The sequence below is a fragment of the Bacillus sp. DE0042 genome, from assembly GCF_007680225.1.
Taxonomy (GTDB): Bacteria; Bacillota; Bacilli; order Bacillales; family Bacillaceae_G; genus Bacillus_A; species Bacillus_A wiedmannii.
Genome location: NZ_VEJP01000001.1, coordinates 917,631 through 941,440 on the forward strand (window position 1 = coordinate 917,631; position 23,810 = coordinate 941,440).

At 34.6% G+C, this 23,810-nt stretch carries 23 protein-coding genes; 2 read left to right on the top strand and 21 right to left on the bottom strand.

The window, feature by feature from the left end; genetic code table 11:
- The 8 genes from cydD to FS802_RS04465 all read right to left on the bottom strand — a co-directional run bounded on the left by cydD (nucleotide 1) and on the right by FS802_RS04465 (nucleotide 7,798).
- Entirely contained in the window at nucleotides 1-1,716 is a 1,716-nt protein-coding gene (cydD, locus tag FS802_RS04430; RefSeq protein ID WP_098653792.1) for a thiol reductant ABC exporter subunit CydD, read from the bottom strand.
- Entirely contained in the window at nucleotides 1,716-2,732 is a 1,017-nt protein-coding gene (gene cydB, locus FS802_RS04435) for a cytochrome d ubiquinol oxidase subunit II (protein ID WP_000950065.1), read from the bottom strand. Before cydB ends, cydD begins: the two co-directional genes overlap by 1 nt.
- A complete protein-coding gene (gene cydA, locus FS802_RS04440) occupies nucleotides 2,719-4,122 on the bottom strand; it encodes a cytochrome ubiquinol oxidase subunit I (protein WP_098079445.1) in 1,404 nt (467 codons plus the stop codon). Before cydA ends, cydB begins: the two co-directional genes overlap by 14 nt.
- Nucleotides 4,123-4,739: 617 nt before the next feature.
- A complete protein-coding gene (locus FS802_RS04445; RefSeq protein ID WP_098079507.1) occupies nucleotides 4,740-5,795 on the bottom strand; it encodes an LLM class flavin-dependent oxidoreductase in 1,056 nt (351 codons plus the stop codon).
- 83 nt (nucleotides 5,796-5,878) lie between these two features.
- A complete protein-coding gene (locus FS802_RS04450) occupies nucleotides 5,879-6,322 on the bottom strand; it encodes a MarR family winged helix-turn-helix transcriptional regulator (protein WP_048543221.1) in 444 nt (147 codons plus the stop codon).
- A 153-nt stretch (nucleotides 6,323-6,475) separates the two neighbouring features.
- The gene (locus FS802_RS04455) at nucleotides 6,476-6,799 is read right to left on the bottom strand and encodes a carboxymuconolactone decarboxylase family protein (protein WP_088093090.1); all 324 of its coding nucleotides are present in this window, start codon (nucleotides 6,797-6,799) and stop codon (nucleotides 6,476-6,478) included.
- A 1-nt stretch (nucleotide 6,800) separates the two neighbouring features.
- Entirely contained in the window at nucleotides 6,801-7,208 is a 408-nt protein-coding gene (locus FS802_RS04460; RefSeq protein WP_088093089.1) for a tautomerase family protein, read from the bottom strand.
- Nucleotides 7,209-7,249: 41 nt separating this feature from the next.
- A complete protein-coding gene (locus FS802_RS04465; RefSeq protein WP_088093088.1) occupies nucleotides 7,250-7,798 on the bottom strand; it encodes a DUF4865 family protein in 549 nt (182 codons plus the stop codon).
- A gap of 120 nt (nucleotides 7,799-7,918) precedes the next feature.
- Between FS802_RS04465 and FS802_RS04470 the strand changes: the two genes are divergently transcribed.
- Nucleotides 7,919-8,707 (top strand): LysR family transcriptional regulator, encoded by a 789-nt coding sequence (locus tag FS802_RS04470; RefSeq protein WP_098653793.1) that lies wholly within the window; start codon nucleotides 7,919-7,921, stop codon nucleotides 8,705-8,707.
- A 92-nt stretch (nucleotides 8,708-8,799) separates the two neighbouring features.
- On the opposite strand, the gene FS802_RS04475 is transcribed toward FS802_RS04470, so the two are convergent.
- The 11 genes from FS802_RS04475 to FS802_RS04525 all read right to left on the bottom strand — a co-directional run bounded on the left by FS802_RS04475 (nucleotide 8,800) and on the right by FS802_RS04525 (nucleotide 19,747).
- Nucleotides 8,800-9,753 (bottom strand): branched-chain amino acid ABC transporter permease, encoded by a 954-nt coding sequence (locus tag FS802_RS04475; RefSeq protein ID WP_141547110.1) that lies wholly within the window; start codon nucleotides 9,751-9,753, stop codon nucleotides 8,800-8,802.
- A gap of 49 nt (nucleotides 9,754-9,802) precedes the next feature.
- Nucleotides 9,803-10,663 (bottom strand): branched-chain amino acid ABC transporter permease, encoded by an 861-nt coding sequence (locus FS802_RS04480; protein WP_098049250.1) that lies wholly within the window; start codon nucleotides 10,661-10,663, stop codon nucleotides 9,803-9,805.
- A gap of 21 nt (nucleotides 10,664-10,684) precedes the next feature.
- A complete protein-coding gene (locus FS802_RS04485; RefSeq protein WP_098653795.1) occupies nucleotides 10,685-11,386 on the bottom strand; it encodes a branched-chain amino acid ABC transporter ATP-binding protein in 702 nt (233 codons plus the stop codon).
- Nucleotides 11,364-12,137 carry an ABC transporter ATP-binding protein gene (locus tag FS802_RS04490; RefSeq protein WP_098653796.1) on the bottom strand — a complete coding sequence of 258 codons (774 nt, stop codon included), beginning with the start codon at nucleotides 12,135-12,137 and terminating at the stop codon, nucleotides 11,364-11,366. The genes FS802_RS04485 and FS802_RS04490 overlap by 23 nt, the downstream gene beginning before the upstream one ends.
- An 89-nt stretch (nucleotides 12,138-12,226) precedes the next feature.
- A complete protein-coding gene (locus FS802_RS04495) occupies nucleotides 12,227-13,444 on the bottom strand; it encodes a substrate-binding domain-containing protein (RefSeq protein ID WP_098653798.1) in 1,218 nt (405 codons plus the stop codon).
- Nucleotides 13,445-13,625: 181 nt separating this feature from the next.
- Nucleotides 13,626-14,621 (bottom strand): 3-oxoacyl-ACP synthase, encoded by a 996-nt coding sequence (locus FS802_RS04500; protein WP_098653799.1) that lies wholly within the window; start codon nucleotides 14,619-14,621, stop codon nucleotides 13,626-13,628.
- The gene (locus FS802_RS04505; RefSeq protein ID WP_098653800.1) at nucleotides 14,621-15,037 is read right to left on the bottom strand and encodes a MaoC family dehydratase; all 417 of its coding nucleotides are present in this window, start codon (nucleotides 15,035-15,037) and stop codon (nucleotides 14,621-14,623) included. Before FS802_RS04505 ends, FS802_RS04500 begins: the two co-directional genes overlap by 1 nt.
- 4 nt (nucleotides 15,038-15,041) lie before the next feature.
- On the bottom strand, nucleotides 15,042-16,532 hold the full coding sequence (locus FS802_RS04510) for an o-succinylbenzoate--CoA ligase (RefSeq protein WP_098720806.1): 1,491 nt from the start codon (nucleotides 16,530-16,532) through the stop codon (nucleotides 15,042-15,044).
- Nucleotides 16,533-16,547: 15 nt separating this feature from the next.
- Entirely contained in the window at nucleotides 16,548-17,153 is a 606-nt protein-coding gene (locus FS802_RS04515; protein WP_141520034.1) for a TetR/AcrR family transcriptional regulator, read from the bottom strand.
- A 130-nt stretch (nucleotides 17,154-17,283) separates the two neighbouring features.
- Entirely contained in the window at nucleotides 17,284-18,207 is a 924-nt protein-coding gene (locus tag FS802_RS04520; protein ID WP_180230933.1) for a CobW family GTP-binding protein, read from the bottom strand.
- Nucleotides 18,208-18,310: 103 nt separating this feature from the next.
- Complete coding sequence (locus FS802_RS04525) at nucleotides 18,311-19,747, bottom strand: flavin monoamine oxidase family protein (protein WP_098720805.1); 1,437 nt, start codon at nucleotides 19,745-19,747, stop codon at nucleotides 18,311-18,313.
- A gap of 201 nt (nucleotides 19,748-19,948) precedes the next feature.
- On the opposite strand from FS802_RS04525, the gene FS802_RS04530 reads away from it, so the two are divergent.
- Complete coding sequence (locus tag FS802_RS04530; protein WP_000715323.1) at nucleotides 19,949-20,893, top strand: L-lactate dehydrogenase; 945 nt, start codon at nucleotides 19,949-19,951, stop codon at nucleotides 20,891-20,893.
- 86 nt (nucleotides 20,894-20,979) lie between these two features.
- Here FS802_RS04530 and FS802_RS04535 read toward each other — a convergent pair whose 3' ends face one another.
- Both FS802_RS04535 and FS802_RS04540 read right to left on the bottom strand, forming a co-directional pair.
- Entirely contained in the window at nucleotides 20,980-21,993 is a 1,014-nt protein-coding gene (locus FS802_RS04535) for an AI-2E family transporter (RefSeq protein WP_001006591.1), read from the bottom strand.
- Nucleotides 21,994-22,159: 166 nt separating this feature from the next.
- Nucleotides 22,160-23,770, bottom strand: a complete 1,611-nt coding sequence (locus FS802_RS04540) for an amidase family protein (protein WP_144524883.1) — start codon at nucleotides 23,768-23,770, stop codon at nucleotides 22,160-22,162.
- Nucleotides 23,771-23,810 lie beyond the last annotated feature (40 nt).

Consider the following 23,810-nt stretch of genomic DNA (forward strand, 5'->3'; position numbering starts at 1 on the left):
CTATCCCCTCTCTTTCCTGTGAAAATGTAATGCCTCATTCTTTAAAAGTTCTTCATACGTTCCGCTTTCTATCATTTCCCCTTTATTTAAAATAAGAATATGATCCATCTGTTTCATCCAGTGAAGACGATGTGTTGCAAGAAATACTAGCTTACCTTCAAACAGACGTAACATCGCTTGCTTTATTTCAAATTCAGTTTCAATATCAAGATGTGCTGTAGGCTCGTCTAATAGAATGATTGGCTTTTTGCTTAAAAGTGCACGCGCCATAGCGACACGTTGTTCTTGCCCGCCACTAAGCATACGTCCACCTTCTCCAATTCTTTCATACATCCCATTCGGAAGCGATGTAACGAGTGAACGAAGACCAACTTCATTAATAACTCTTTCCACTTCTGCATCAGTTGTATTTGTTTCATAGAAACAAATGTTATCTTTTAATGAAAGCGGGAAAATATAAGGTTGCTGCGGAATATAAGCAATATTCTTTTGCCAATCTTCTCGAGTAGACCCGTCAATTTTCACACCATTTATTATCAGCTTTCCACCCGAAGGAGTTAAAAATCCTGCTAATACGTCAATTAACGTCGATTTCCCTGCCCCACTTTCACCAATTACACCTATAGCGCCGGTGCCTTTCCAAGTAAAATCAATTCCCTCTAATATAGCTTTTTCAGATTCATCATTCTTTACTTTTACATCTTGTAATTTCAAGTTACTAGCGGAATTCCATATTAGACCTACATTAGATTCTTTCGTTCCTATTTCTTTTTGTTGTTGTAAAATCTCTTCTATTTGCTCCATTGCAAGTTGTCCATCTAATGTAGCATGATAATTCGCTCCAACTTGTTTAATCGGCAAGAAATATTCCGGAGCTAAAATTAAAATCGTAAGGGCTGGCAATAGTACAATTGTTCCGTCTATTAAACGTATCCCTAATCCGACCGCCACAAATGCAATTGATAAACTCGTAAAGAAATCTAATGCAAAAGAAGAAAGAAAAGCAACTCGCAAAGTACGCATCGTTGCTTTTCTATATCTTTTACTTACTTTTTCAATCTTTCCTTCGTGCTGTTTACTTTTACCTAAATACTTTAATGTTTCTAATCCTTTTAACGTATCTACAAAATGATTAGAAAGTACACGATACGACTCATACTGACTATCCGCCATCTTTTGCGCTGCTAATCCTAGTAGGATCATAAATATAATCACGATAGGAATCGTTACAACTAAAATGATTCCAGACTCAATATCTAGCGTAAAAACATATAGTACAATTAGTCCCGGTACGATACTACTTCTAATCATTTTAGGAATTGTTAATTCTATATATGTTTTAAACTTCTCAATACCTTCTATCGATAAGGTAACCAGATGACCAGTTCCAGCAGTTTGAACATAACGTGGACCTAACGTGAAATATGCCTCTATTAATTGTTTTCTTAGTAGCGATCCTGTTTTTTCAGCAAAACGTTCCACTAATATTTGCGATATTCGCACTAGCATATGACGTACTGCAAACGTGATCCCAAAATAAACAGTTTCATTTAACACAGATTGCACTATTTCTCCTTGAAATAAAAACGTAATAGCCCGTGCTAAAAACACTGTTTGCGCAATAATACTTACAGCTTCTAAAATGCTAATGATTGTTAACACTACATATAAAACTCGGCTACCAGGATACGACGGAAGTCCTCTTTTTCTTTTCATTAGTACTCCAAATCTTTATCTGACTTAACAGGTTGTCTAAACACATAGAAACTCCATATTTGACTTCCCAAAACAAATGGCAATATAGCAATTGAAAAATACGTCATCAGTTTTAGTGCATAATCTCCTGATGCTGCATTATAAATTGTTAAATCGTATATTGACCCTAACGAGCTAATTAAGACACGTGGGAACATGCCGGCAAACACACTCGCACTTAGTAAAATGATTGTTAAACTCGTCATAACGAAAGCCCAACCATCTCTTCTTCTTTTATTTAATAATGTTGACGCACATAATGCTACAAAAGCTCCAATCGGAACCATAATCCACTCTGTACCATGACCAGTGAATATATCTGTTTTCCATAACCCTACACCGGCAAAAATAAGAAGTGCTATAATTGCAAGTGGTGCAATTTTCAACGCAGCAATACGTGCACGTTCTCTTAACTTACCAGTTGTACGTATAGTAAGGAATTGCAATCCGTGAACAATACATAGCAGAAGGAACATAACTCCTCCAAGTAATGCAAATGGATGTAGTAATGGTAAGAATCCACCTACAGCATTTTTCGTCTCATCAATTGGAATACCTACCATAAAGTTAGCAATGGCAACGCCCCAAAGAACAGGCGGTAGTAAACTTCCTAAAAACATACCCCAATCCCAAAAACCTTTCCATTTATGATTATCTATTTTCGCACGGAATTTAAAGGAAACCCCTCTTATAATTAAAGCAAGAAGCATAAATACAAACGGAATGTAAAACCCGCTAAATAAAGTTGCATACCAGTGCGGGAATGCCGCGAACATAGCTCCACCAGCACACACAAGCCATACTTCATTCGCGTGCCAAAATGGACCAATTGTATTTAAATATATTCTTTTCTCTAAATCGTTTTCCCCTAAAAACCTTGAAACTATACCTACACCGAAATCGAAACCTTCAAGTACAAAGAAGCCTACGAATAAAATTGCAATAATGATAAACCACAACTCATTAAGAGATAACATACTCTTCCTCCTTATCAAATGGATCATGGCTTTGAGAATCCTTTTTCGTTTTCTTATTCTCATGTCCTTTAATGACACGAACGAATAAGTAAACAGTAATTCCTCCTATAATTAAATATAGTGATGTGAATGAAACTAAAGAGAATAATACTTCTCCGAACGTAACATTTGGAGATACAGCATCTTCCGTTTTCATAACACCGAAAACTACCCAAGGCTGACGTCCCATTTCAGTCATAATCCATCCTACTGTATTACCGATAAACGGTAGTGCAATTGCATACACCATTAATTTTAAATACCAAGTTTTTTCAGCTAAACGATCTTTTCTTGATAAAAACCATCCGTATGCTCCTAGAAGAAGCATAAATGTTCCACTCATTACCATCGCTCTAAAACTCCAGAACATAGTGTGTACTGGCGGTATATAATCTCCAGGCCCATATTTTTCTTCATATTGCTTTTGAATTTGATTCATCCCTTCTACTTGACCGCTAAATTTATCATATGATAATAGACTTAGCATATAAGGGATTTGAATTTCAAACGAGTTTTCTTGCTTCTCTGCATCAATTTTCGCAAATACTGTAAATGGCGCTGGATCCTCACTCGTATTCCATAACGCTTCAGCTGCTGCCATTTTCATTGGGTGTGTCTTAATTAATTGTTGTGCTTGCGCATGACCGAAGAATAATACTAGCGCAGTTGTAAGTGTTCCAACAATGATAGAAATGCGGAACGATTTTTTAAACACTTCAGTTTCTTGAGCTTTCGTTATTTTCCATGCACTCACACCTGCAATAAAGAATGCACCAGTTGCAATTGCTGCTGTAATTGTATGCGGAAATTGTACCCATAATTGTGGGTTTTGAATAATCGCTAAGAAATCATTCATTTGTGCACGTCCATCTGCTGCCATTTCATATCCTACTGGCGATTGCATAAATGCACTTGCAGTTAAAATCCAAAATGCTGATAACATTGTTCCAATTGAAAGGAGCCAAATACATAACAAGTGAATTCGCTTCGGTAATTTGTCCTCACCGAATACCCATAAACCTAGGAATGTAGACTCTATGAAAAATGCTAATAAGCCTTCAATTGCAAGTGATGGACCAAACACATCACCTACGAAACGTGAATATGTTGACCAGTTCATGCCAAACTGGAATTCTTGTAAAATACCAGTTACTACACCTACCGCAAAGTTAACTAGGAATATTTGTGTCCAAAACTTCGTCATCTTCTTATAAATTTCTTGTCCCTTTACCACGTATAACGTTTGCATTAACGCAATGATAAAAGCTAAACCAATAGACAGCGGAACAAAAAAGTAATGGAAAATCGTTGTTGAGGCGAATTGTATTCGTGCCAATTCGAGCGTTTCCATACTACAATCACTTCCTTCATAATTTTTTATATCGTAATTTCAATTGAGTTGTATGAATAAAACAACTCAAATCTTAGAAATATAGAAAGATAAATTTGTTTATGTACTTTTAGAAAATATAAATTTTCAGTTTTCAAGATAATTACAAAAGAACTTTCTCATAAAATTTATCTTTTCACTATTTCAGTAGTGTTTTATCCGTTAATCGAATTGTATAATATACCTGCATAGTAAATTCAGCTGATTTTTGACGTATTATTGACATCATTTTGTCTGAAATATGTCTTTTGTCATTTTTTTGAATTAGATTTTTCTCATTAATAAAATGTATTTTTTTAATATAAGACTTACTTCCATATCAATAAAACAATCATTTTTCTCTTCATACACTTGACTTTCGCGCGAAAAAATGTCCTCTAAATTAACGGAGAAATCAGTTGGTTTTTTGTCAAGAGAAAAATATATTTCTAAAATTCAAACACGAAATAATGTTATTCAAAAATAGAAAATCCCCTCCCTCTTTCTAGTCTAAAAATTCATTTTTTTGCCATTTTTTCAAACTAAATTAATACATAAAAAAATACCGAGAATCGATTAGACTCTCGGTATTTTTCAAATTATTTTGCTGTATGTTTTCTAATAGCCGGTAAAATTTCAGTAGCAATTAATTCAATGTTTTTCTCAATTTTATTAAGTGGTACGCCACCAAAATCAATTTGTGCCATAAAACGTTGTTGCCCAAATAATTCATATTGGTAAAGCATTTTTTCAATAATTTGTTGCGGGCTACCAACCATTAATGCGTCACGGTAATCTACTGCATTTGTGAATTGTTGCTTCGGATACCCACCACCGCGCAGTGTAAGCATACCAGCATTAATATGAGGATAGTATTCACTAAATGCATCTTGTGAATTTTTTGCTGTATAAAATAAACTCGTTGTTGCAACTGGCAAACTTGCTGGATTAAATCCACTTTGCGCCGCAGCCTCTCGGTAGGCATCTACCGATCCTTTAAAGTTAATAGCTGGGCCACCTAGTGTTGTTATCATCATTGGTACACCCGCACGTCCCGCTTTAATCGCACTAGCTGGTGGGCCACCAACCGCACGCCAAATTGGTAAGTTATTATTTTTAGCTCTCGGAATAACCGATGCATGTGCAAGCGGCGCTCTGAACTGTCCGTTCCATGTTACATGTTCCTCTTTATTAATTTTTAATAATAGATCCATTTTCTCTTCAAATAACTCTTCATAATCATTCACATCATAACCAAGTAAACTATATCCCCCAATACGAGATCCACGACCAGCTACGATTTCTGCACGTCCATTAGAAATTAAGTCAATTGTAGCAAAATCCTCATATACTCGTACCGGATCAGATGTACTTACTATCGTTGCTGAACTTGCAATTTTTATATTTTTCGTAGCTTGTGCAATAGCTCCTAAAATAACTGTATGAGCTTGTGTTGTAAAATGCGTTTGATGACTTTCACCGACAGCAAATACATCAAGTCCAGATTCATCCGCTAACTTAGCTGTTTCAATTAATTCATGAATTCTTTGTTCTGCACTAATTTTCTCTCCGTTATGTGGATTTAAAACATGATCCCCAATTGAATATAATCCAAACTCCATTCCTTTACTTGTATCCATACGGTATTTTTCCATAGTTTCTCTCTCCTTTAATTCAGTCGTATTCATTTTCTTCAATCACCTATCACTTGATTAGTCAATTGATGGTGTAAAAAAAATTACTCTTGCGGCAATTCTTTTTTTTCACTATGCTTATGAACTCTCGTCATCAGCTCGTATAATATTTTCTGCTCTTCTTCATTTAATACATCATCAAAAAACGATGATTGAAATGCAAGTTGCTCTGGCAACGCTCTCTCTAAAGCTGCTTCCCCTTGCTCTGTAAGACTAATTGTTTTCGTTTTCCAGTCTTGTTTTCGCACAATATATCCTTCTTTTTCAAGACGAGTTAACATTCGAGAAATACCGCCTTGTGTAACAGTTACCTTTTCAGCTAACTCCATTTGCGTTAGTGGCTGATACGTACGTATTTGCAAAAGCACATCAAATTGAGCTGTCGTTAAATCAAACCGTTTTAAAAACTCATTTGACATCTGATTACTTTGGTTCGTAAATCGTATTAAACGTAACCATATTAATGATCCTATCGTATTATCACGCATATTTGATCACTTCCTATCGTGAATCTTACTATCACTTTACTACGCAAGTGATAAAAAAGCAAGAGAACATGCGAAAAATATCTCATTAGAGTATTGCATGAATCACGATAAGAAAGAATTCATATTTAAATGAATTCTTTCTTATCGTGATTCTTAACTTTCCATTTCATTCATTGCTATGTTTAAAGCTCCCACTGCTTTGGGCCAACCAACATAAAAAGCCATATGTGTTATTAATGCAATCATTTCATTTTCTGCAATTCCATTTTGTTTGGCCAACTGCAAATGAAATGGTAATTGTTCTGTATGACCAAGACTGATTAATACCGACACTGTACATAAACTTCTTTCTCTTAATGTTAAAGTGTCATCCCGCCACACTTCCTCGAACAATATCTCTTCACTATAATGAGCAAATGCAGGTGCCATTTCTCTCATTTTCTTTTGAATACAATATTCAATGGATTTATTCATCATTTCACTCACCCTTCACTTTTACCAATTGTGCCAATCCTTGACCAAATGACCAATTTTCAGCAGATGTCTCATTTAGCGTAATAAAAATATCTGCACTTTTTATACCGGAGCATTCAGAAACCTTCGAGGATATCGACTGATATAGATTCCTTTTTTGTTTTATCGTTCTTTCCGGTCCACATGTAATAGAAACATAAATCATATTCTCTGTTCTCTTTTCTCCTCTTTCTAATAAATAATATGGATTATATAAAAAGTGATTTTGTTGATAAGGTAAAAACATTTGAAAAAAATCATTTTCAAGGATGTTAAAATGTTCAATTAATGACAGATGAATACATTCACCTATCTTTTTCAACTCTTCTTTATTTAATATATTTTCATGATAATAAACGTTCACAAAAGGCATACATTTTCATTCCTTTTTCCTAATTTAACTTCAACAAGTTTTCATCGTGAAATGTGCAAAATCTCATATACTGTAACACCTTTATTTGTTACCATTTCAGGCTTTTCTTCATAAAAATTAAACTGACTATACCTCCATTTATCTGGATTATAAATCATTATATTTCCTAAACATTTTTCTATATTTTGTACACATTCATTCATAGTTTTTAATTGAGTCCCCCTCAATGAATTACTTTGAGAAATACTCCCTACATATTCAACAACATACTTACATTTCTTAAAATCATCACTTAAATTAACAACTAATGGAACACCTATATTTATTTGTTGCCATCCAAAAGATTGTAAAATATTATCGTAATACCCTTCAAAGATAAATTTGTTCATTCCTTCATGGCCATTCCAAATATATAAAGGTGCATAACAGTTATAGAAATTCCCATGCTTACCTGCCTCAGTCATTAAATATGCTTTGAAATTCAATTCTTGAAAACCATCCGTTTTATACCCATTATCCTTTACCCTTTTCTTAATAATCTCCATATCATAATCTTTTGGCAAAATGACCTTATATTGCATTCCAATCATGTTTATCACTCACTTTCCATCTTATATACACAATGATAAGGCGATGATTGACTAACGTAAAATAGGTATAAATTATGTTTGGTATCATTTATAATGATATCGTATAAGGGGCTGTGATAAATGGAAATAAATGATCTTATTATATTCAAAACTGTAGCTAGCGAAGGTTCTATTAGTAAAGCTGCGAAAGAGTTAGGGTATGTTCAACCAAACGTAACTGAGCGAATCAAAAAATTAGAACAAGAGTTAGAAACACCTTTACTACATAGAGATAACAAAGGCGTTTCCTTGTTACCTTCTGGTGACATTTTATTAGACTACACGAATCAAATATTAACTCTAGTAGAAGAAGCAAAAGATAAAATTAAAACGAATGGTTCTTCTTATATAATTGCGACGTCACAATCTATTTTGACTAATTATGTAAGTAAGCGTATTAAAGAAAATTTCAGGAATTATCAAATATATGTAGAAAATAGTAGTCATTTACAAAAATTACTGCAACAACAAAAGGTTGATATGGTCATCACTTATGAGGATGATCCCGACGCAGCTTTTAAAAAAGTATTTACTACTTCAATTTCTGTAGGCTTATTAAAAGCGAAAGAAACACGAACCATTGACTATTCAAAGGAACTCTTCTTCGTTAGTAATGACAAAAAGTGCCCTTTTAGAAATAAGACGATACAATTTCTAAAAGAAAATCATTTATCTCAGCGTCAACTTCAACAATTAGATTCTTATTCGCTTATGGAAGAGTTTATTCAGGATGGAAAAGGAATAGCCTTTTTGCCGATTAGAAATGATACATTGGTACCAATTGAAAATGTTCCAATTGAGAAATTAGCTGTTCATTTTTTTACAAATCAAAACTCTTTAAAACAAATCCCTGATGAACTATTTGATTAATATAATAGCTATAAACTAATTACATACACCAATAAAAATCCCTCCTTTACGAATCTAAAAGAGGGATTTTTATATTCTATACAATTGATTTTTCACACATTTTGCTCCACTTTTGCACTTTTCTCCTTCTTATTCCGTTTTATATTCTTCAAACTCTTTACCGTTCCAACTAATCCTTTCGGGAAAACTAGCAATACGATAATGTACAATAAACCAAGAATAATCGTCCATCGTTCAAAAATCGGATACGCTGTAGCTAGTTCTGATAAATAGTATTTCAGTGATTCAATAATTCCTGCTCCAGCAATTGCTCCAATTAACGTTCCAACGCCTCCAATCATCGTCATCAATAATGCATTTAATGTCATTTCAATTGAAAATACAGTCGTATTTACAAAGCGCAATGTGATAACAAATAAACCACCACTAATCGCAGCTACTACTCCTGCCACAATACTAGCAATAATTTTATAATGAAGAACTTTATATCCTAGTGCTTCCACACGTTGCTCATTTTGTGAAATTGCCTTTAATACTTTTCCAATAGAAGATTTGGTGAAAAGACGTAACAGTATAAAAATGAAAATTAAACATATAAGTGTTACATAATAAAAGGTAAGACGATCACGGAATAAGTCTGGTACACCAAATGTAAAACCATCCCCTCCGTGAGTGAGACCACGCCACTTTTCAGCAAGTACGAAAAACAACTGTGAAATAGCAAGTGTTAACATTGCATAAAAATGACTTTTCAGTCGTAAAGAAAGCAAACCGATTATATAACTAACAATTGCTGAAATAATAATTGCAGCTACTATCCCTATAAAAAAGTTCGTTATAGATACTCCTTGCCGATCAAATAAAAGCGCTACCCCATATGCCCCTATTCCAAAGAACATACAATGGCCGAATGATACAATTCCTGTATATCCAAGCAATACATCAAAACTCATTGCAAAAATAGCAAAGATGAAGATTTGAGTGAACAAAATTAACAAGCTCCGTGAATCATTTACGAATGGAAATACACTTAAACAAATGAGCATACATACTCCGAAGTATACTTTAATTCGATTTGAAGTGCTGTTCACCATTTCACCCCTTTTCACTAACAAGTCCATTTGGCTTCACTATTAAGAAAAATAGCAACATTAACATATTGATTGCAAGTGATAAATCCGGTATAAAATACGCTGTAAAAGCACCAGCTAATCCGACAATTAAAGAAGCGATTGCTGAACCTTGTACGCTTCCTAATCCTCCAATGATTACTACTATAAAAGCTAAAATCGCATACTGCATACCCATCTCGGCAAAAATAACGCCTGAATAAGGTGCTAATAGAAATCCTCCCAATGCTGCCATCCCTGCTCCTAATAAAAAGACGAAAGAAAATATCGCTTTTACGTTAATACCGAGCGCTTGAACCATCTCTTTATCCATTACACCTGCGCGAATCATTAGACCTATCTTTGTTTTTTTCAGCAATAATAGTAAGGCAATGTAAATGATGATCCCAAGTAAAATAACGAATAGACGATATTTAATTAATATAATACCTTCAAATGAATAACTACCTTGTAACCATAACGGTAATTTAGCACCAATTGGATTTGGCCCCCAAAATACTTTAATACATTCACTAAGTACAAGCATTCCTCCAAGCGTCACAAGAAGCTGGCGAACATGATTTCCATATACCGGTCTAATAAGGAATCTTTCTAAAATGAAGCCAAGAAACATCCCCATAGCAATTGCTCCAATTAACGCTAATACATAACTACCTGTCATATTAAATAGCCAAACACCTGTAAACGCTCCCCACGCAAATAAACCACCATGTGCGAAGTTTAGAACGCTCATTAAACCGAAAATCAGTGAAAGACCTGATGCTAATAAAAAAATGAGCATCCCTGTTGAAATCCCATTTACAAATAAATTGATTAACACATCCATCCTTCTCACCTCGGATTCATGTTAAGAGATTCCTAAATATTTTTGACACATTTCCTTATCCTCTTTTAATTCATGCATAAAACCGTTATGAACAATTTTTCCGTTATCCATAATATAAAAGTCATCACCAATTTGACTAGCCATCATAAAGTTTTGTTCAACGAGTAAAACTGTTGTTTTCTCCTTCATTTTCAAAATGGCTATCATTAATTTTTCTATCATAATAGGGGACAAGCCTTTACTCGGCTCATCAATAAGTAATAAACCATCACTATTAATAAATGCTCTTGAAATTGCTAGCATTTGCTTTTGTCCTCCGCTTAAGAGTCCGCTTTTTTTGTGCCAAAATTGCTTTAAATCTGGAAATAGTTCAAGCATCCATTCTATTTTTTCTTCCGCTTCTTCTCCCTTACCTCTAGCAAGAGCAAATGTTTCTTCTACTGTCAGGTCGTGAAAGATACCTTGATTTTCTGGTACATACCCTATTCCTTTTCTTGAAATTAAATGTGTAGATAATCCATTTACTTGTGTACTATCATAATAAATTTCACCATGTGCGATATGGTGAAATCCCATAACCGAACGTAATGTCGTCGTCTTCCCTGCCCCATTTCTTCCAAACAGTACAGTAATCGTTCCTTTCTCAACAGCAAGAGATACCCCTTGTAAAATATGAAACTGATCTAAATACGTCTCTATATTATTCACTTGTAATAGTGCCACTATATAATCCCCCTAAATAAGCACTTTGTACACGCTCATCTTTCATAATTTCTTCAGGCAAACCTTCTGCTAATAACTCCCCATGGAATAAAACGATAAGATGGTCTGACAAACCTAGTACCATATCCATTTTGTGTTCAATTAGTACAATTGTACTCTCTGGATGTTTCTTAATATTTTCAATCACTTGTAAAATTGCTGGTACCTCCTCGACTGATATACCTGCCGTCGGCTCATCAAGTAGTAACACATCCGTTTTTAAAGCTAATAACATCGCAAGCTCTAACTTTCGTTTTTCTCCATGCGCTAAATCTTTCGCTAATACATGTTCTTTCTCCTGAAGTAAGACTGTTTTTAAGAAACGTCTCGCCTCTCCCACTTGTTGCTTAGATTTTGCCGAACTCGGAAAAAAACTATAGTAATCTTGAACAAATGATTGAACACTTAAACGAACATTTTCAAGTACCGTTAACTCTGGGAATATATTTGTAAGTTGAAAAGAACGACCAATTCCTAATCGAGTTCGATCCGAAATTGATAATTTTGTAATCTCTCGTCCTTTAAAATATACTTCACCCTTCGTTGGAGAAATTTGTCCACTAAGTAAATTAAATAACGTTGTCTTTCCTGCACCATTTGGTCCAATAATGGAAATGAGCTTTCCTTTTTGTACTGTTAAATCCACGCCCTTAATAACATGATGCTCGCCAAAAGATACGCTAAGATTTTTCGTTTCTAGCAAATGTGTCACGAAATCCCTCCCTGTAAAACTTTAAGTATGAAAGAAATACGTATAAAGAGGGTATCCCCTCTTTATACAAAAACAACAGAAAATTCAGTCTATTTTTTTTGAAGTGGTGGTTCTGTCTCTTTCATCGTTAATTCTCGCTCTAATACTGGCACCGGATAATCAACACCATCTTGCTTTTTCAATGTGATAGAATAAAGTGTCTGCATCGCTTGGTGATCCTTTTCTCTAAACCTCATCTTTCCTTTTGGTGTATCAAATTCCATTCCTTCCATTTTCTTGATCAACGTATCTACATCTGTATCACCTTTTGTTTTCTTTAAAGCTTCTACAATAGAAATTGCCGCTGACATTCCTCCTGCTGTAAATAAATCTGGCACCGCACCATTAAATCGTTTTTTATGTTCTTCCACTAACCAATCATTCACCTTATTTTTCGGGAGTGTATGATAATAAACAGAAAAACCTTGCATTCCTACTAACGCATCCATCGTTTTTAATGCCGGTATATCTGGTGCACCGGTAGAAATTTTAATACCTTGTGCTTCCACATTCATATCTTTTAACTGTTTCCAAGGTGAGTTTGCCCCTGCCCAAACGATAAATAAATAATCTGGTTTTGAGCTAATGATATTTTGAATATTTGCAGTAAAGTCAGTCGAATTTGTATCAGCATATTGCTCGTTTACAATATTCGCACCTAATTTCTTCGCTCCAGCTTTAAATGCCGCAATTCCTTCACGACCGTAAGCATTATCTTGTGCTAACGTTGCTATTTTCACATCTTTTTTAGCAATTGCTGCAGCACCAGCGACTGCATCTTGAGATGAATTTCTTCCTGTTCTAAAAATATATTTATTCCAGTTCTTTCCGGTAATACTATCAGCTACTGCCGGTTCAACAACCATAATTTTTTCATATTCTTCAGCTAATGGTAAAACCGCTAATGTATCACTTGAACTAGACGATCCGACTAAAAAATCGACTTTCTCTTCTTCTAATAACTTCGTAGCTTTCTTCACTGCTACATCTGCTTTCGTTTCCGTATCTTCTACAACAAACTTAATCTTCTTCCCTTCCACCTTCCCAGTTCCACCCGTCGCATAGTCTAACCCTAATTCAAATCCGTTCATTGTTTGTTTTCCATACGATTCTAATGGACCTGTTAATGATGCAAGAACCCCTACCTTAATCGTCTTTTCATCCTCTGTACTTGTTTTCTTTCCTGAACAAGCTGCCGTTATTAATAACGAACCTAAAACACAACCAGTAGCCATCATTCTTAGCCATTTACGTTTTTTCATCGACATTGTGATCCTCCCCATACTTTTCTTTCTGATAGAATCAAACACGCCAAAGTTACCCATCCGTAATTATGACTTTTCCTTTAAATCATACAAACAAATCTGTTTTAAAAATTTAATGAAGTACCTTTACATTCGCCGCCTCTTTCCAAATACCTCCATTTACCATATATTCATCTAGTATTTTTCACCACCTAATTACAGTCGCTGCCCACGTATACCCAGTCCCGGCACTAACTACTACTGCAATATCTCCAGGCTGTAATTTTCCCTGTTCATTTGCAAAGTGAAGACCAATGCAAGGATCAAGCGCTGACATATGTCCATAATGATCTAAATATACAACTTGTTCTTCTTCTAGCCCTAGTCCCTGTATCAATTCTATTAACATAGAACGTTTTGTATGCAGTGGTAACAATACTTTAATATCTTTAGGAGTTAACCCACTTTTTTTTAACGCCTCCCGAATCACCTTGTCAAAATTAGGGATTGAAACCCGATCTAGACGTTCTTTCATACTATTAGGATCTATTACATCAATATAATGTTGCCGATTCTCAACTGTATCATAGCTCGCAACCTGCTTTGATCCACCTGCTGGAATACGTACATCTTCATGAAATGAACCATCTGTTATAATCGCACTTCCTAATATTTCACCTTTTCTAGCGTCCTTTTTCACTAAAGCTGCACTTCCGCCATCAGCGAAATTAAACATAAAACGTGAGCGTGGATTATCATAATCTACAATTTGAGATTCTTTACATCCACCTACTAATAATATATTTTCAATTGAGTTATCGGAGTAAAGCATATCTTTTGCGACTTTGAGAGCAATAGGAAAGCAAGAACTAACATTCATAATTTCAAAAGCATAAGCATTTTTCAATCCAAGTTCATGCTGAATTTTTGGGGCACTTGACCATACGTGGTAATCTTTATGTGGACTGCCAAAATAAATGACTACATCAATAGATTGAGGATCTACTTGTAATAATATTGGCTTTGCAGCAGCAATAGCTAAATCTGATGCATGCATCGTTTCATCTGCGACATGTTTTTCATATAATCCAAACTTTTCTATAATAATATTCTCAGGGATACCTGTTTTTTGAGATAGGTCTGCCGCCGTCTCTACGTCTTTTGGGAAGAAAACACCAGTCGCTTCAATCCCAATATTCATTAGACTACTCCTCCTTCTTTTGGTACCATCATAGTTGCTACACCAGTTAATACCAAATCTCCTTTTTGGTTATGACACTCCGTTAACAATTTCAAAACTCTCTTTTCTATCATAAATTCTTGTACTGTTGCCGTAGCTGTAACCGTATCTCCTATAAAGACTGGTGCTGTAAATTTAATAGTTTGTTCCATATAAACGGATCCTTTTCCAGGTAAATGAATCCCAAGCAATTGTGATAATAGACTAGAAGTTAGTAAACCATGTGCTATTCTTTGATTAAATCTAGTTTGTTTCGCATACTCATGATCAATATGAATTGGATTAAAATCCCCACTCAAACCTGCAAATAATACCAAATCTGTTTCTGTTATTGTTTTACTACATGATGCCTGTTGACCAGTGCTATACATCGTCATCTCTTCACCTGCTTTTCAATTGATTTGCTAACTGTGCTTTTTGAATTTTACCAGTTGCATTTTTAGGCAATTCCTCTAGAAACACAATTTCTTTTGGAAGTTTATATTTTGCTAGAAATAAACGACAATGTTCAATGACTTCTTTTTCAGTTAATTCACTGCTACTCTTTTTCACAATAAAGGCGATTGGAATCTCTCCCCACTTTACATGTTGCCTACCAACGACCGCTACCTCATATACCTCCGAAATCCTATTAATGACCTGCTCTACTTCAAGTGGATAAATATTTTCACCACCGGAAATTATCATTTCTTTTTTTCTACCGACAATGTATACAAAACCATCTTCATCAACTTTAGCTAAATCTCCCGTATATAACCAACCATCTTGAATCGTTTCTTCTGTTGCATCTGGCCGATTCCAATACCCTTTCATTACATTCGGTCCTCTTATAAGTAACTCTCCAACTTCACCAACCTCAACTTTATTTTTGTTTTCATCAATAAGTACATAATCACAAAACAGAACTGGTTTCCCAATTGATCCTACTTTACGTCTTGCATCTTCTTCTGAAAGCATAAATACGGTTGGTGATGTTTCAGTCATGCCAAAGCCTTGACCAAATAAAAATCCTCTATCTATAAATTCTCTCATCAACTCTTCTGGACATGGAGCACCGCCGTTATAAAACCAGCGAACTGATTGGAAATTTGTAGTTTCAAACTTTGGGCAATTAATTAATGCTTGATGAATTGTAGGTACTCCCATTACTACAGTCACTTTATGTTTTTCTATCATTGAAAGAGCTGTGGTTGGTTCGAATTTTCTTGGAATAATGATTACGCCACCTGCAAATAAAGTTGGAAATGCGAATAAACCAATTCCACCAATATGAAATAAAGGTAATAATACAATAGAGCGGTCGTGCATAGTTAAGTCAATCGCAAATGTATTGTTTAGCGCATTCCAAAACATATTTTTTTGTGTAAGTACGGCTCCTTTCGGTTTTCCTGTTGTACCTGATGTATAACATATAATAAAGGATGCGCTTTCATTTATCTCTTCAAAGTTGTCACTTTTTCTATCTTCTATTTCTTTTAAACTTTTAATCGAAATAACTCTTTGTACGTACGATACCTTGTGCATTGACAGTGCCATATTTTGAAATGTTTCCTCTACAAATAAAACTGTAGTTCCACTATCTTTTAACTGAAATATAAGTTCATTTTCTGTTAATCGTATATTCAATGGAACAGCAATACATTCTACCTTTGCTATAGCAAACAAAAGTACAATATATTCCAAGCTATTTTGTGATAAAATAGCTATCCTTTCTCCTTTTTGCACATGTAAGTCGTAAATTAAATATGCTGCTACGTTACTTACATACTCATGTAACTGTTTATATGTCATTTCCTCCTCTTCTGTAATAATGGCAATGCGATCTGGATGTAAATAGGACCGTTTTTCAATCCAATAAGCAATGCCTTGCATATTTTCCCCACTCCCTTATCTCTTTCTCAATCCTTCAAATATTAATGACATCGCTGCTTCAAATACATCTTCCGGAACATCTTTCTCTTCCCAATAGCCCCATCGCATTCCTAGAAATTGCCCAATTGACATAAGACAATACGCAATTGTTTCTTTATCAAATTGTTTAAACTCTCCCGCTTCCATACCAGCCGATAAACTTTTTAAAAATCCATTTGCGAGCTTTGCATAGTACCATCTATATAAGTTATCATCAACAACTACTGCCTGTTGTACAATGTTATATAGATTAGGACGATCTTTCACCCACCGAAAAAACGCCTGAAAACCTCTTCTTTGTGCCTCTTCATAACTTGATATTCCCTTCATTTCTTCTTTAATAATTAAGCGTAACTCACGGTTCAATCTGCAAATCAATTCATCAAATATATCTTTTTTAGATGGAAAGTAATTATAGAAAGTTCCGTGCGCTACCTTTGCTTCTTGTGTAATATTCACAATAGAAGCCTCGTAATATCCTTTACTACCAAACACCTCTTCTGCAGCACACAATAATTTCTCTCTCGTTTCTAATCCTTTTGTTGTTAAGTTTTTTACATCCATTATTATTTTTTCTGACACCTGAATCACCTCTTAGATTTGATTATAAATATATTTCTGAATTTTACAATTATTTTCATTAGACAAAATCCGCAAGCGTTTTTCTACATATAAAAAAGGACTAACTTAATTTGAAGTTAGTCCTTTAATCTTAATTAGAATTAAGTTCTACTTTCTCTAATCCTTCAGCCAATTGTTTCTTATCTAGCCCTTCTCCTATTACAACCAAGTTCGTCGGGAAACCGAAATCTTGTTCCAGTAAAGTTGGTACCCCAAATGAATATTGGAATAAGTGCGGGTATTTATCTCCATGGAATTTCACAAATCCTTTTACACGATAAATACTATCTGGTAAATTCGAAAGCCATTCGTATAATTTATCTTGATCAATCGATTTCGTAAATTGATATGTCATCGTTTGTATATGTAAATGCTGTTTTACATGTAGTGTCTCATGTTCCCCATCATTCGTAAATTCAGCTTCTTCTATGTCTTCTAAAGATATATTACAATATTTTGTTTCAAACAATTTCGCATGATTATTTATTGCTTTCACTTCTTCAATTACTTTGTTCTTATCCGCATCTGTTAGTAAATCTGATTTATTAATTAAAATGTGGCTACCAAACTTCAGTTGCTCATGCAATAATTGCTGAACATTTGCACTTAATACATTTCGATTTAACCATCTTACTGTATCTAACACGACTACAATTGATTTCACTTCTAAGAAAGGTGCTAAAATTGGTGATACACACGCATCTAATACTTCAATTGGATGTGCAACACCTGTCGTTTCTATATAAATGACATCTGGTCTTTCTTGCTGATATAACGAGTGTAATTGTATTTCAAGCTCTTCTTTTAGCGTACAACAAATACATCCTTTCAGAAGTTCCCTTAAAACATTCTCTTTTCCAATAATATCTGTATCTACCGAGTATTCACCAATTTCATTCATTAATACTGCAACTTTTCTATTCTTCTTTTTCTCCGCTAACAATAAATTTTGTAATAATGTTGATTTTCCACTTCCTAAAAAGCCACCTAATATATGAATTTCTACTTTTTTCATTTGATCGACCTTCCATTTCTTTATTTCAAACATATTCAAAGCGTAATAATTACGATTTATATTAATCATTTTATTAAAAGAATAGTGATTTGTAAATATATCTTCACTGTTCGTTTACTTCATAAGCAACTCGAATTCCAGACTCTATTGCTCCTTGCATCCATCCATGTGTTAATGTCGTATGCTCTCCTGCAAAGTGTACTTTGCCAGCTGGCGGCGTAATATACGGAAATAACTCGAGCTCTTGACCTGGTTCGAAAGCCGTAAATGCGCCGCAAGAATACGGATTTTGGCTCCAGCTAAAAGATGTTCCAGTAACAAACTCACTATGGACGATGTCACCGTATATTTCCGCTAAATTTTTTAATGCGTAACGTATACGATCTCTTTGCGGGAGACTATCCCACGTTAACGCCTCATCTGCCCACGTATAACTCGCTAAAACGATAGCCGCCCCTGGTGTATGAATGCCATAACTCGGATAATATGTAAATCGTATAGGTAAATCTGTAATAGATTTACCGCCACGCTGCCCCACTCTTTCCCAAAATCTACTTTTAAACTCTATCGCAATTTTAGTCGAAGCTATATAGTTTAATTCACGAATTGCCCGTCTTTTAAAATAAGAGAATAAATGATATGGCTGAACTTCTACAAATCGTAACGCTGAAAATGGAATTGTGATAATAGCAATGTCGCCTGTTACCACAAATGGATGTAACGTTTGTTCATTTGTTACTTGCATCATTACTTTATTATCTTCCTGTATAATTTTTTCTACTTTATACGACATAAAAATATTTTCTTTTAACTCCGGTAAAAATGAATTTGGTAATGTATCCATTCCGCCCGTTATCTCATAATATTTTGTCGTTGAAGTAAAAAAGATCATTTCACGTAATACTTCAATTAAAGACATTCCCATATATGCTTCCATATCTAGAAGTACCCCAATCATATCTATTGCTCCATCTGAATAATACTCGCTTAAAAATGATCCGAGCGAATATGTTTTATACTTTTTTTCAACGATGATCCAGTTTTTATTAGGATCTTTTTTTATAAAATTAAGTATTGGTTCTAATACTACTAACATTAGCTCTTCGGCTGTTTTTCCTTTTTCGTTCTCTACAATTGGATATCCAAGTATACTTGGATTTTTTTCAAACACGCTCAATCTCGTTTTAATATTATTCGTATAAATAATATCTGAAGCGGTTTTATTTACAAAAAGATTTAACGGTAATTTAAATTTACGAATGTAGGCTAAAGTTAACCCGTGTGTTTCAGGAATTCTCATTGGTCCTGCATTAAAATATAAACCAGAACTAAATGGTTCACGAATCGTATATATCCTTCCGCCTATTCGGTTATTCGCTTCTAAAATTGTTATGTTATGCCCTGCTTCTTTCAATAACGATGCTGCAACTAATCCTGAAATCCCTGCACCTGCAATAATAATCTGCTTTGGATTATTCGTTTTAACGAGCCCCACATTAATAATATGGAGCATTCTTTCCATCGTTAATGGCTGCATCATGCCCTTTTCCCCTTCGATAAAGGATTTTATTGCATTATATTCGGTTCACTCACTTCCTATGTTTCGTGCAAAGAATTGCACGGATACATTTTCAATTACTTGAATATCTTTTATAAAATGTAATAAACTAGATATGACTCTATAGAAGTAAGACGTACTATCTTACATAATAAAATCAATGAAATTGTGAGGAATTTTGAAATGAAAAAAGGTATTAACCGTGTTGTATTAGTAGGAACAGGAGCAGTTGGATGTAGTTATGCTTACTGCATGATTAACCAAGCTGTAGCTGAAGAATTTGTTTTAGTTGATGTAAACGAGGCAAAAGCTGAAGGAGAAGCGATGGACTTAAGTCATGCTGTTCCTTTTGCACCAGCTCCAACTAGAGTATGGAAAGGTAGCTACGAAGATTGTAAAGACGCTGATCTTGTAGTCATTACGGCTGGATTACCACAAAAACCAGGCGAAACACGTTTAGATTTAGTTGAAAAAAACGCGAAAATCTTTAAACAAATCGTTCGTAGTATTATGGATAGCGGATTTGATGGTATCTTCTTAATCGCAACTAACCCTGTCGATATTTTAACTTACGTAACTTGGAAAGAATCTGGTTTACCAAAAGAACGCGTAATCGGTTCTGGTACAACTCTTGATTCTGCTCGTTTCCGCTATATGTTAGGTGAGTACTTCAATATTGGTCCACACAACATTCATGCTTATATTATCGGAGAACATGGCGATACAGAACTTCCTGTTTGGAGTCACGTATCAATTGGTATTCAAAAACTACAAACGCTTCTTGATAAAGACAACACATACACGCAAGAAGATTTAGACAAAATTTTCATAAATGTTCGTGACGCAGCTTACCATATTATTGAGCGAAAAGGTGCAACTTACTATGGTATCGGTATGTCACTTCTACGTGTTACTAAGGCCATTTTAAACGACGAAAATAGTGTATTAACTGTTTCAGCATATTTAGAAGGTCAATACGGTCAAAAAGATGTTTATATCGGCGTACCTGCTGTTTTAAATCGCGGCGGTGTTCGTGAGATTTTAGAAGTGGAATTAAGTGAAGAAGAAGAATTAAAATTCGATCACTCTGTTCAAGTGTTGAAAGAAACAATGGCTCCTGTTCTGTAATCGTGAATTCAAAAAAGCAATCCAATTTACTTTGGATTGCTTTTTTTGATTGTTCCTTGAAAACATCATTTATTTTCTATCTTTTTCTATTTTTTAAACTGTTCCTCATTGTTTACATCAAGTACATCTAATAAAAAGATAAAGATTGGTATCCCGATAATAAGCCCCCATATTCCAAGGAAATGTTCTGAGAAGATGAGAATCATAAATGTATAAAAGATTGGTAAATTCGTTTTCGCAGACATAAACTTCGGATTTAAAAAGTAGCTTTCAAGAGCATGGATTACTGTAATGAACACAAGTATGTATACAACGTACATTACTCCGCCTACGTTATAAGCAATAATACAAAGTGGAAACAAGGAAATGATAACACCAGCAACTGGAATCAAACCGAGTAGAAAGACCATGACGGCCAATACAAGAAGCTGCGGAAATCCTAAAATCACAAGTGCAATTACAGTGAGTACACAATTGACAACCGCAATTAAAAACTGTGCTTCAATTACTTTACCGAACGATCTTGCAAACCTTTCACCAAAATATGCAATCTCCTCATAAAAAACCTTCAGACTACTATCTTTAAATTTCGAAGTAAATGATATTATGCGTTCTTTTTCTAACAAGAAAAATAAACTTAGAATAAGAGAGAGTAGTATTTGCAAACTGACTTTTCCTATATTTGCAATCGATTGATATATGACATCTACACCTTGTTCTATATATTTTGATACTTCCATCCCATTAATTGTTGAAAGTGCATATTTAATGATCTCATTATCAGGTGGATTTTGAAAAAACAGCCTAAACTGATAAATCAATTGGGAAATTTGTATCGTTAGCACAGGTAAATATTTATATAATGTTGTGCCGATAAAAGTAACTAATATTATATACAAACATGCGATAACAATTTTCCGATTCACTTTCAATTTCTTTGAAATAAAACGTTGAAACCGATCCATTAAAAATGTAAGTATGAACGTAATTAATATTAAATTGATCATACTTCTTAATCCATATAATACAAGCGCTACTATTATTAAAACGAGAAACCGTTGGAACCCTCTACTTCGAAAGAAATTTTTCACTTCATTCATTTAGATTTAACCTCCCCCTTCAATGGATGGAAATTGAATATATTACATTTTATGAACTTCTATAGACAATCTTTCTTACTAATTGAGAAGAATCCTTTTTTTCTTTTTATATTGTTAGATTCTTTTCATATTACCCCACTCATAGAGCTTTTTTTCGTTTACCTTTTTACAGTTTTGGTGATTTTCTATTTTTAGACTGCTGCTCATACGCATATCCAATATTGAACAGTTCTTTTTCACCAAATTGCTTCCCGACAAACACTGCACCTACCGGCTCTCCATTGTCATCATATCCTGCTGGCACCGCTAATTCTGGATAACCAGCTACAGCTGATAGAAGAACTTCTTCGTTGTTAATCACAACTAAAGCATCCAAACCTTTTTCTACTAAATATCTATCTAGCTCTTTTCTTGCATTTTCTTGACTCGATCGCACTATTTTTTCAAACTCATCTTTCGTTATAGCAGATTTTTCAGATCCCTCGATTAATGTTTGCCCATACTTTATTCGTCTATTACTATCATTTTTATTAAACGCTATAATCTCTTCTAGCGATTTTACCGGTACATTTTTTTGCTGTGCAAGATAATCGTTAACATTATGTTTGAACTCATATTCTAATGTTTGCAGATTATCTACTCCCCCATCGTTTAACTGAATATCATAAGTCAATATCGCACCTGCATCTTGAAGGTCTTTTCTAATCTTTTCTGCTACTTCTTTTCTATTCTCATCTTGTCGATCTATTGAAAAAAGAACTCCTACTTTTTTCCCTATCAATCCGTCTATTGATAAGTCCTTCGTGTAATCAATTCTTTCTTTATCTTTCATTTTTTCTGTCATAGCATCTTTTTCATCATAACTTACCATTATATTAAATAACGTTGCCGCATCCTTTACCGTTCTTGCCATCGGTCCTGCTGTATCAAGTATTTCAGCTAACGGAATAATGCCAGATCTACTCACCATACCTAGTGATGGACGTAACCCAACTACTGATTGCTGCGTCGCGGGTGCTACAATTGACCCAGTCGTTTCCGTCCCGATTGCAAGTGGTGCAAAATCTGCCGCAACTACTGTAGCAGATCCAGAACTTGATCCCGATGTATCAAACGTAATCGGACCGTATGGATTCAAATTTTGTCCTTTTTTCCCGCTATATCCGCTAGGCATTGTAAAGGATAAATAATTTGCCCACTCAGACATATTCGCTTTCCCTAAAACAAACGCACCTTCTTCTTTCAACTTCTTCACGATTGTCGCATCTTCATCTGCAATCCAATCTTTTAACACATACGTGCCCGCACTTGTCGGCATCACCTTTTCTGTTTGTACATTATCTTTTACGATAACCGGCATGCCGTATAAGTTCGACTTCTTATTTGAAGACCCTTCTTTATCTAACTTTCGCGCTTCTTCCATTGCATTTGGATTAATCTCTGTAACAGCATTTAATGATATTCCATTTTGGTCATGTTCTTGTATTCTAAAAAGATAAATACTCGTTAATTCTTCATATGATAATTTTCCATCATCAATCATTTTTTGAAGCTCGTTCACAGTCGCATTTACAACCTCTTTTTCTTTTATCTTCACATTATCTATGTTAATCCCTTTCAACTGATTATGTATCGGTTTTAACACTCTATCTTTATCATATACGATACGCTCAGGTTCCTTTGGAAAATAATTTTTATACACGTAATATCCTCCGGCACATGTCAATAGGACGATCCCCTCAGCAATTGACAGCGTTATCTTTATCCACTTTTTCATGCTGTTTCCTCCGCTCTAAAAGTTGCTCAATTGTATTGAA

Bases quoted from the DNA above. Each gene is read 5' to 3' on its own strand.
- cydD (WP_098653792.1), bottom strand. From the start codon at position 1,716: ATGAAAAGAAAAAGAGGACTTCCGTCGTATCCTGGTAGCCGAGTTTTA.
- cydB (WP_000950065.1), bottom strand. From the start codon at position 2,732: ATGTTATCTCTTAATGAGTTGTGGTTTATCATTATTGCAATTTTATTC.
- cydA (WP_098079445.1), bottom strand. From the start codon at position 4,122: ATGGAAACGCTCGAATTGGCACGAATACAATTCGCCTCAACAACGATT.
- FS802_RS04445 (WP_098079507.1), bottom strand. From the start codon at position 5,795: ATGGAAAAATACCGTATGGATACAAGTAAAGGAATGGAGTTTGGATTA.
- FS802_RS04450 (WP_048543221.1), bottom strand. From the start codon at position 6,322: ATGCGTGATAATACGATAGGATCATTAATATGGTTACGTTTAATACGA.
- FS802_RS04455 (WP_088093090.1), bottom strand. From the start codon at position 6,799: ATGATGAATAAATCCATTGAATATTGTATTCAAAAGAAAATGAGAGAA.
- FS802_RS04460 (WP_088093089.1), bottom strand. From the start codon at position 7,208: ATGCCTTTTGTGAACGTTTATTATCATGAAAATATATTAAATAAAGAA.
- FS802_RS04465 (WP_088093088.1), bottom strand. From the start codon at position 7,798: ATGATTGGAATGCAATATAAGGTCATTTTGCCAAAAGATTATGATATG.
- FS802_RS04470 (WP_098653793.1), top strand. From the start codon at position 7,919: ATGGAAATAAATGATCTTATTATATTCAAAACTGTAGCTAGCGAAGGT.
- FS802_RS04475 (WP_141547110.1), bottom strand. From the start codon at position 9,753: ATGCTCATTTGTTTAAGTGTATTTCCATTCGTAAATGATTCACGGAGC.
- FS802_RS04480 (WP_098049250.1), bottom strand. From the start codon at position 10,663: ATGGATGTGTTAATCAATTTATTTGTAAATGGGATTTCAACAGGGATG.
- FS802_RS04495 (WP_098653798.1), bottom strand. From the start codon at position 13,444: ATGTCGATGAAAAAACGTAAATGGCTAAGAATGATGGCTACTGGTTGT.
- FS802_RS04500 (WP_098653799.1), bottom strand. From the start codon at position 14,621: ATGAATATTGGGATTGAAGCGACTGGTGTTTTCTTCCCAAAAGACGTA.
- FS802_RS04505 (WP_098653800.1), bottom strand. From the start codon at position 15,037: ATGACGATGTATAGCACTGGTCAACAGGCATCATGTAGTAAAACAATA.
- FS802_RS04510 (WP_098720806.1), bottom strand. From the start codon at position 16,532: ATGCAAGGCATTGCTTATTGGATTGAAAAACGGTCCTATTTACATCCA.
- FS802_RS04520 (WP_180230933.1), bottom strand. From the start codon at position 18,207: ATGAAAAAAGTAGAAATTCATATATTAGGTGGCTTTTTAGGAAGTGGA.
- FS802_RS04525 (WP_098720805.1), bottom strand. From the start codon at position 19,747: ATGATGCAGCCATTAACGATGGAAAGAATGCTCCATATTATTAATGTG.
- FS802_RS04530 (WP_000715323.1), top strand. From the start codon at position 19,949: ATGAAAAAAGGTATTAACCGTGTTGTATTAGTAGGAACAGGAGCAGTT.
- FS802_RS04535 (WP_001006591.1), bottom strand. From the start codon at position 21,993: ATGAATGAAGTGAAAAATTTCTTTCGAAGTAGAGGGTTCCAACGGTTT.
- FS802_RS04540 (WP_144524883.1), bottom strand. From the start codon at position 23,770: ATGAAAAAGTGGATAAAGATAACGCTGTCAATTGCTGAGGGGATCGTC.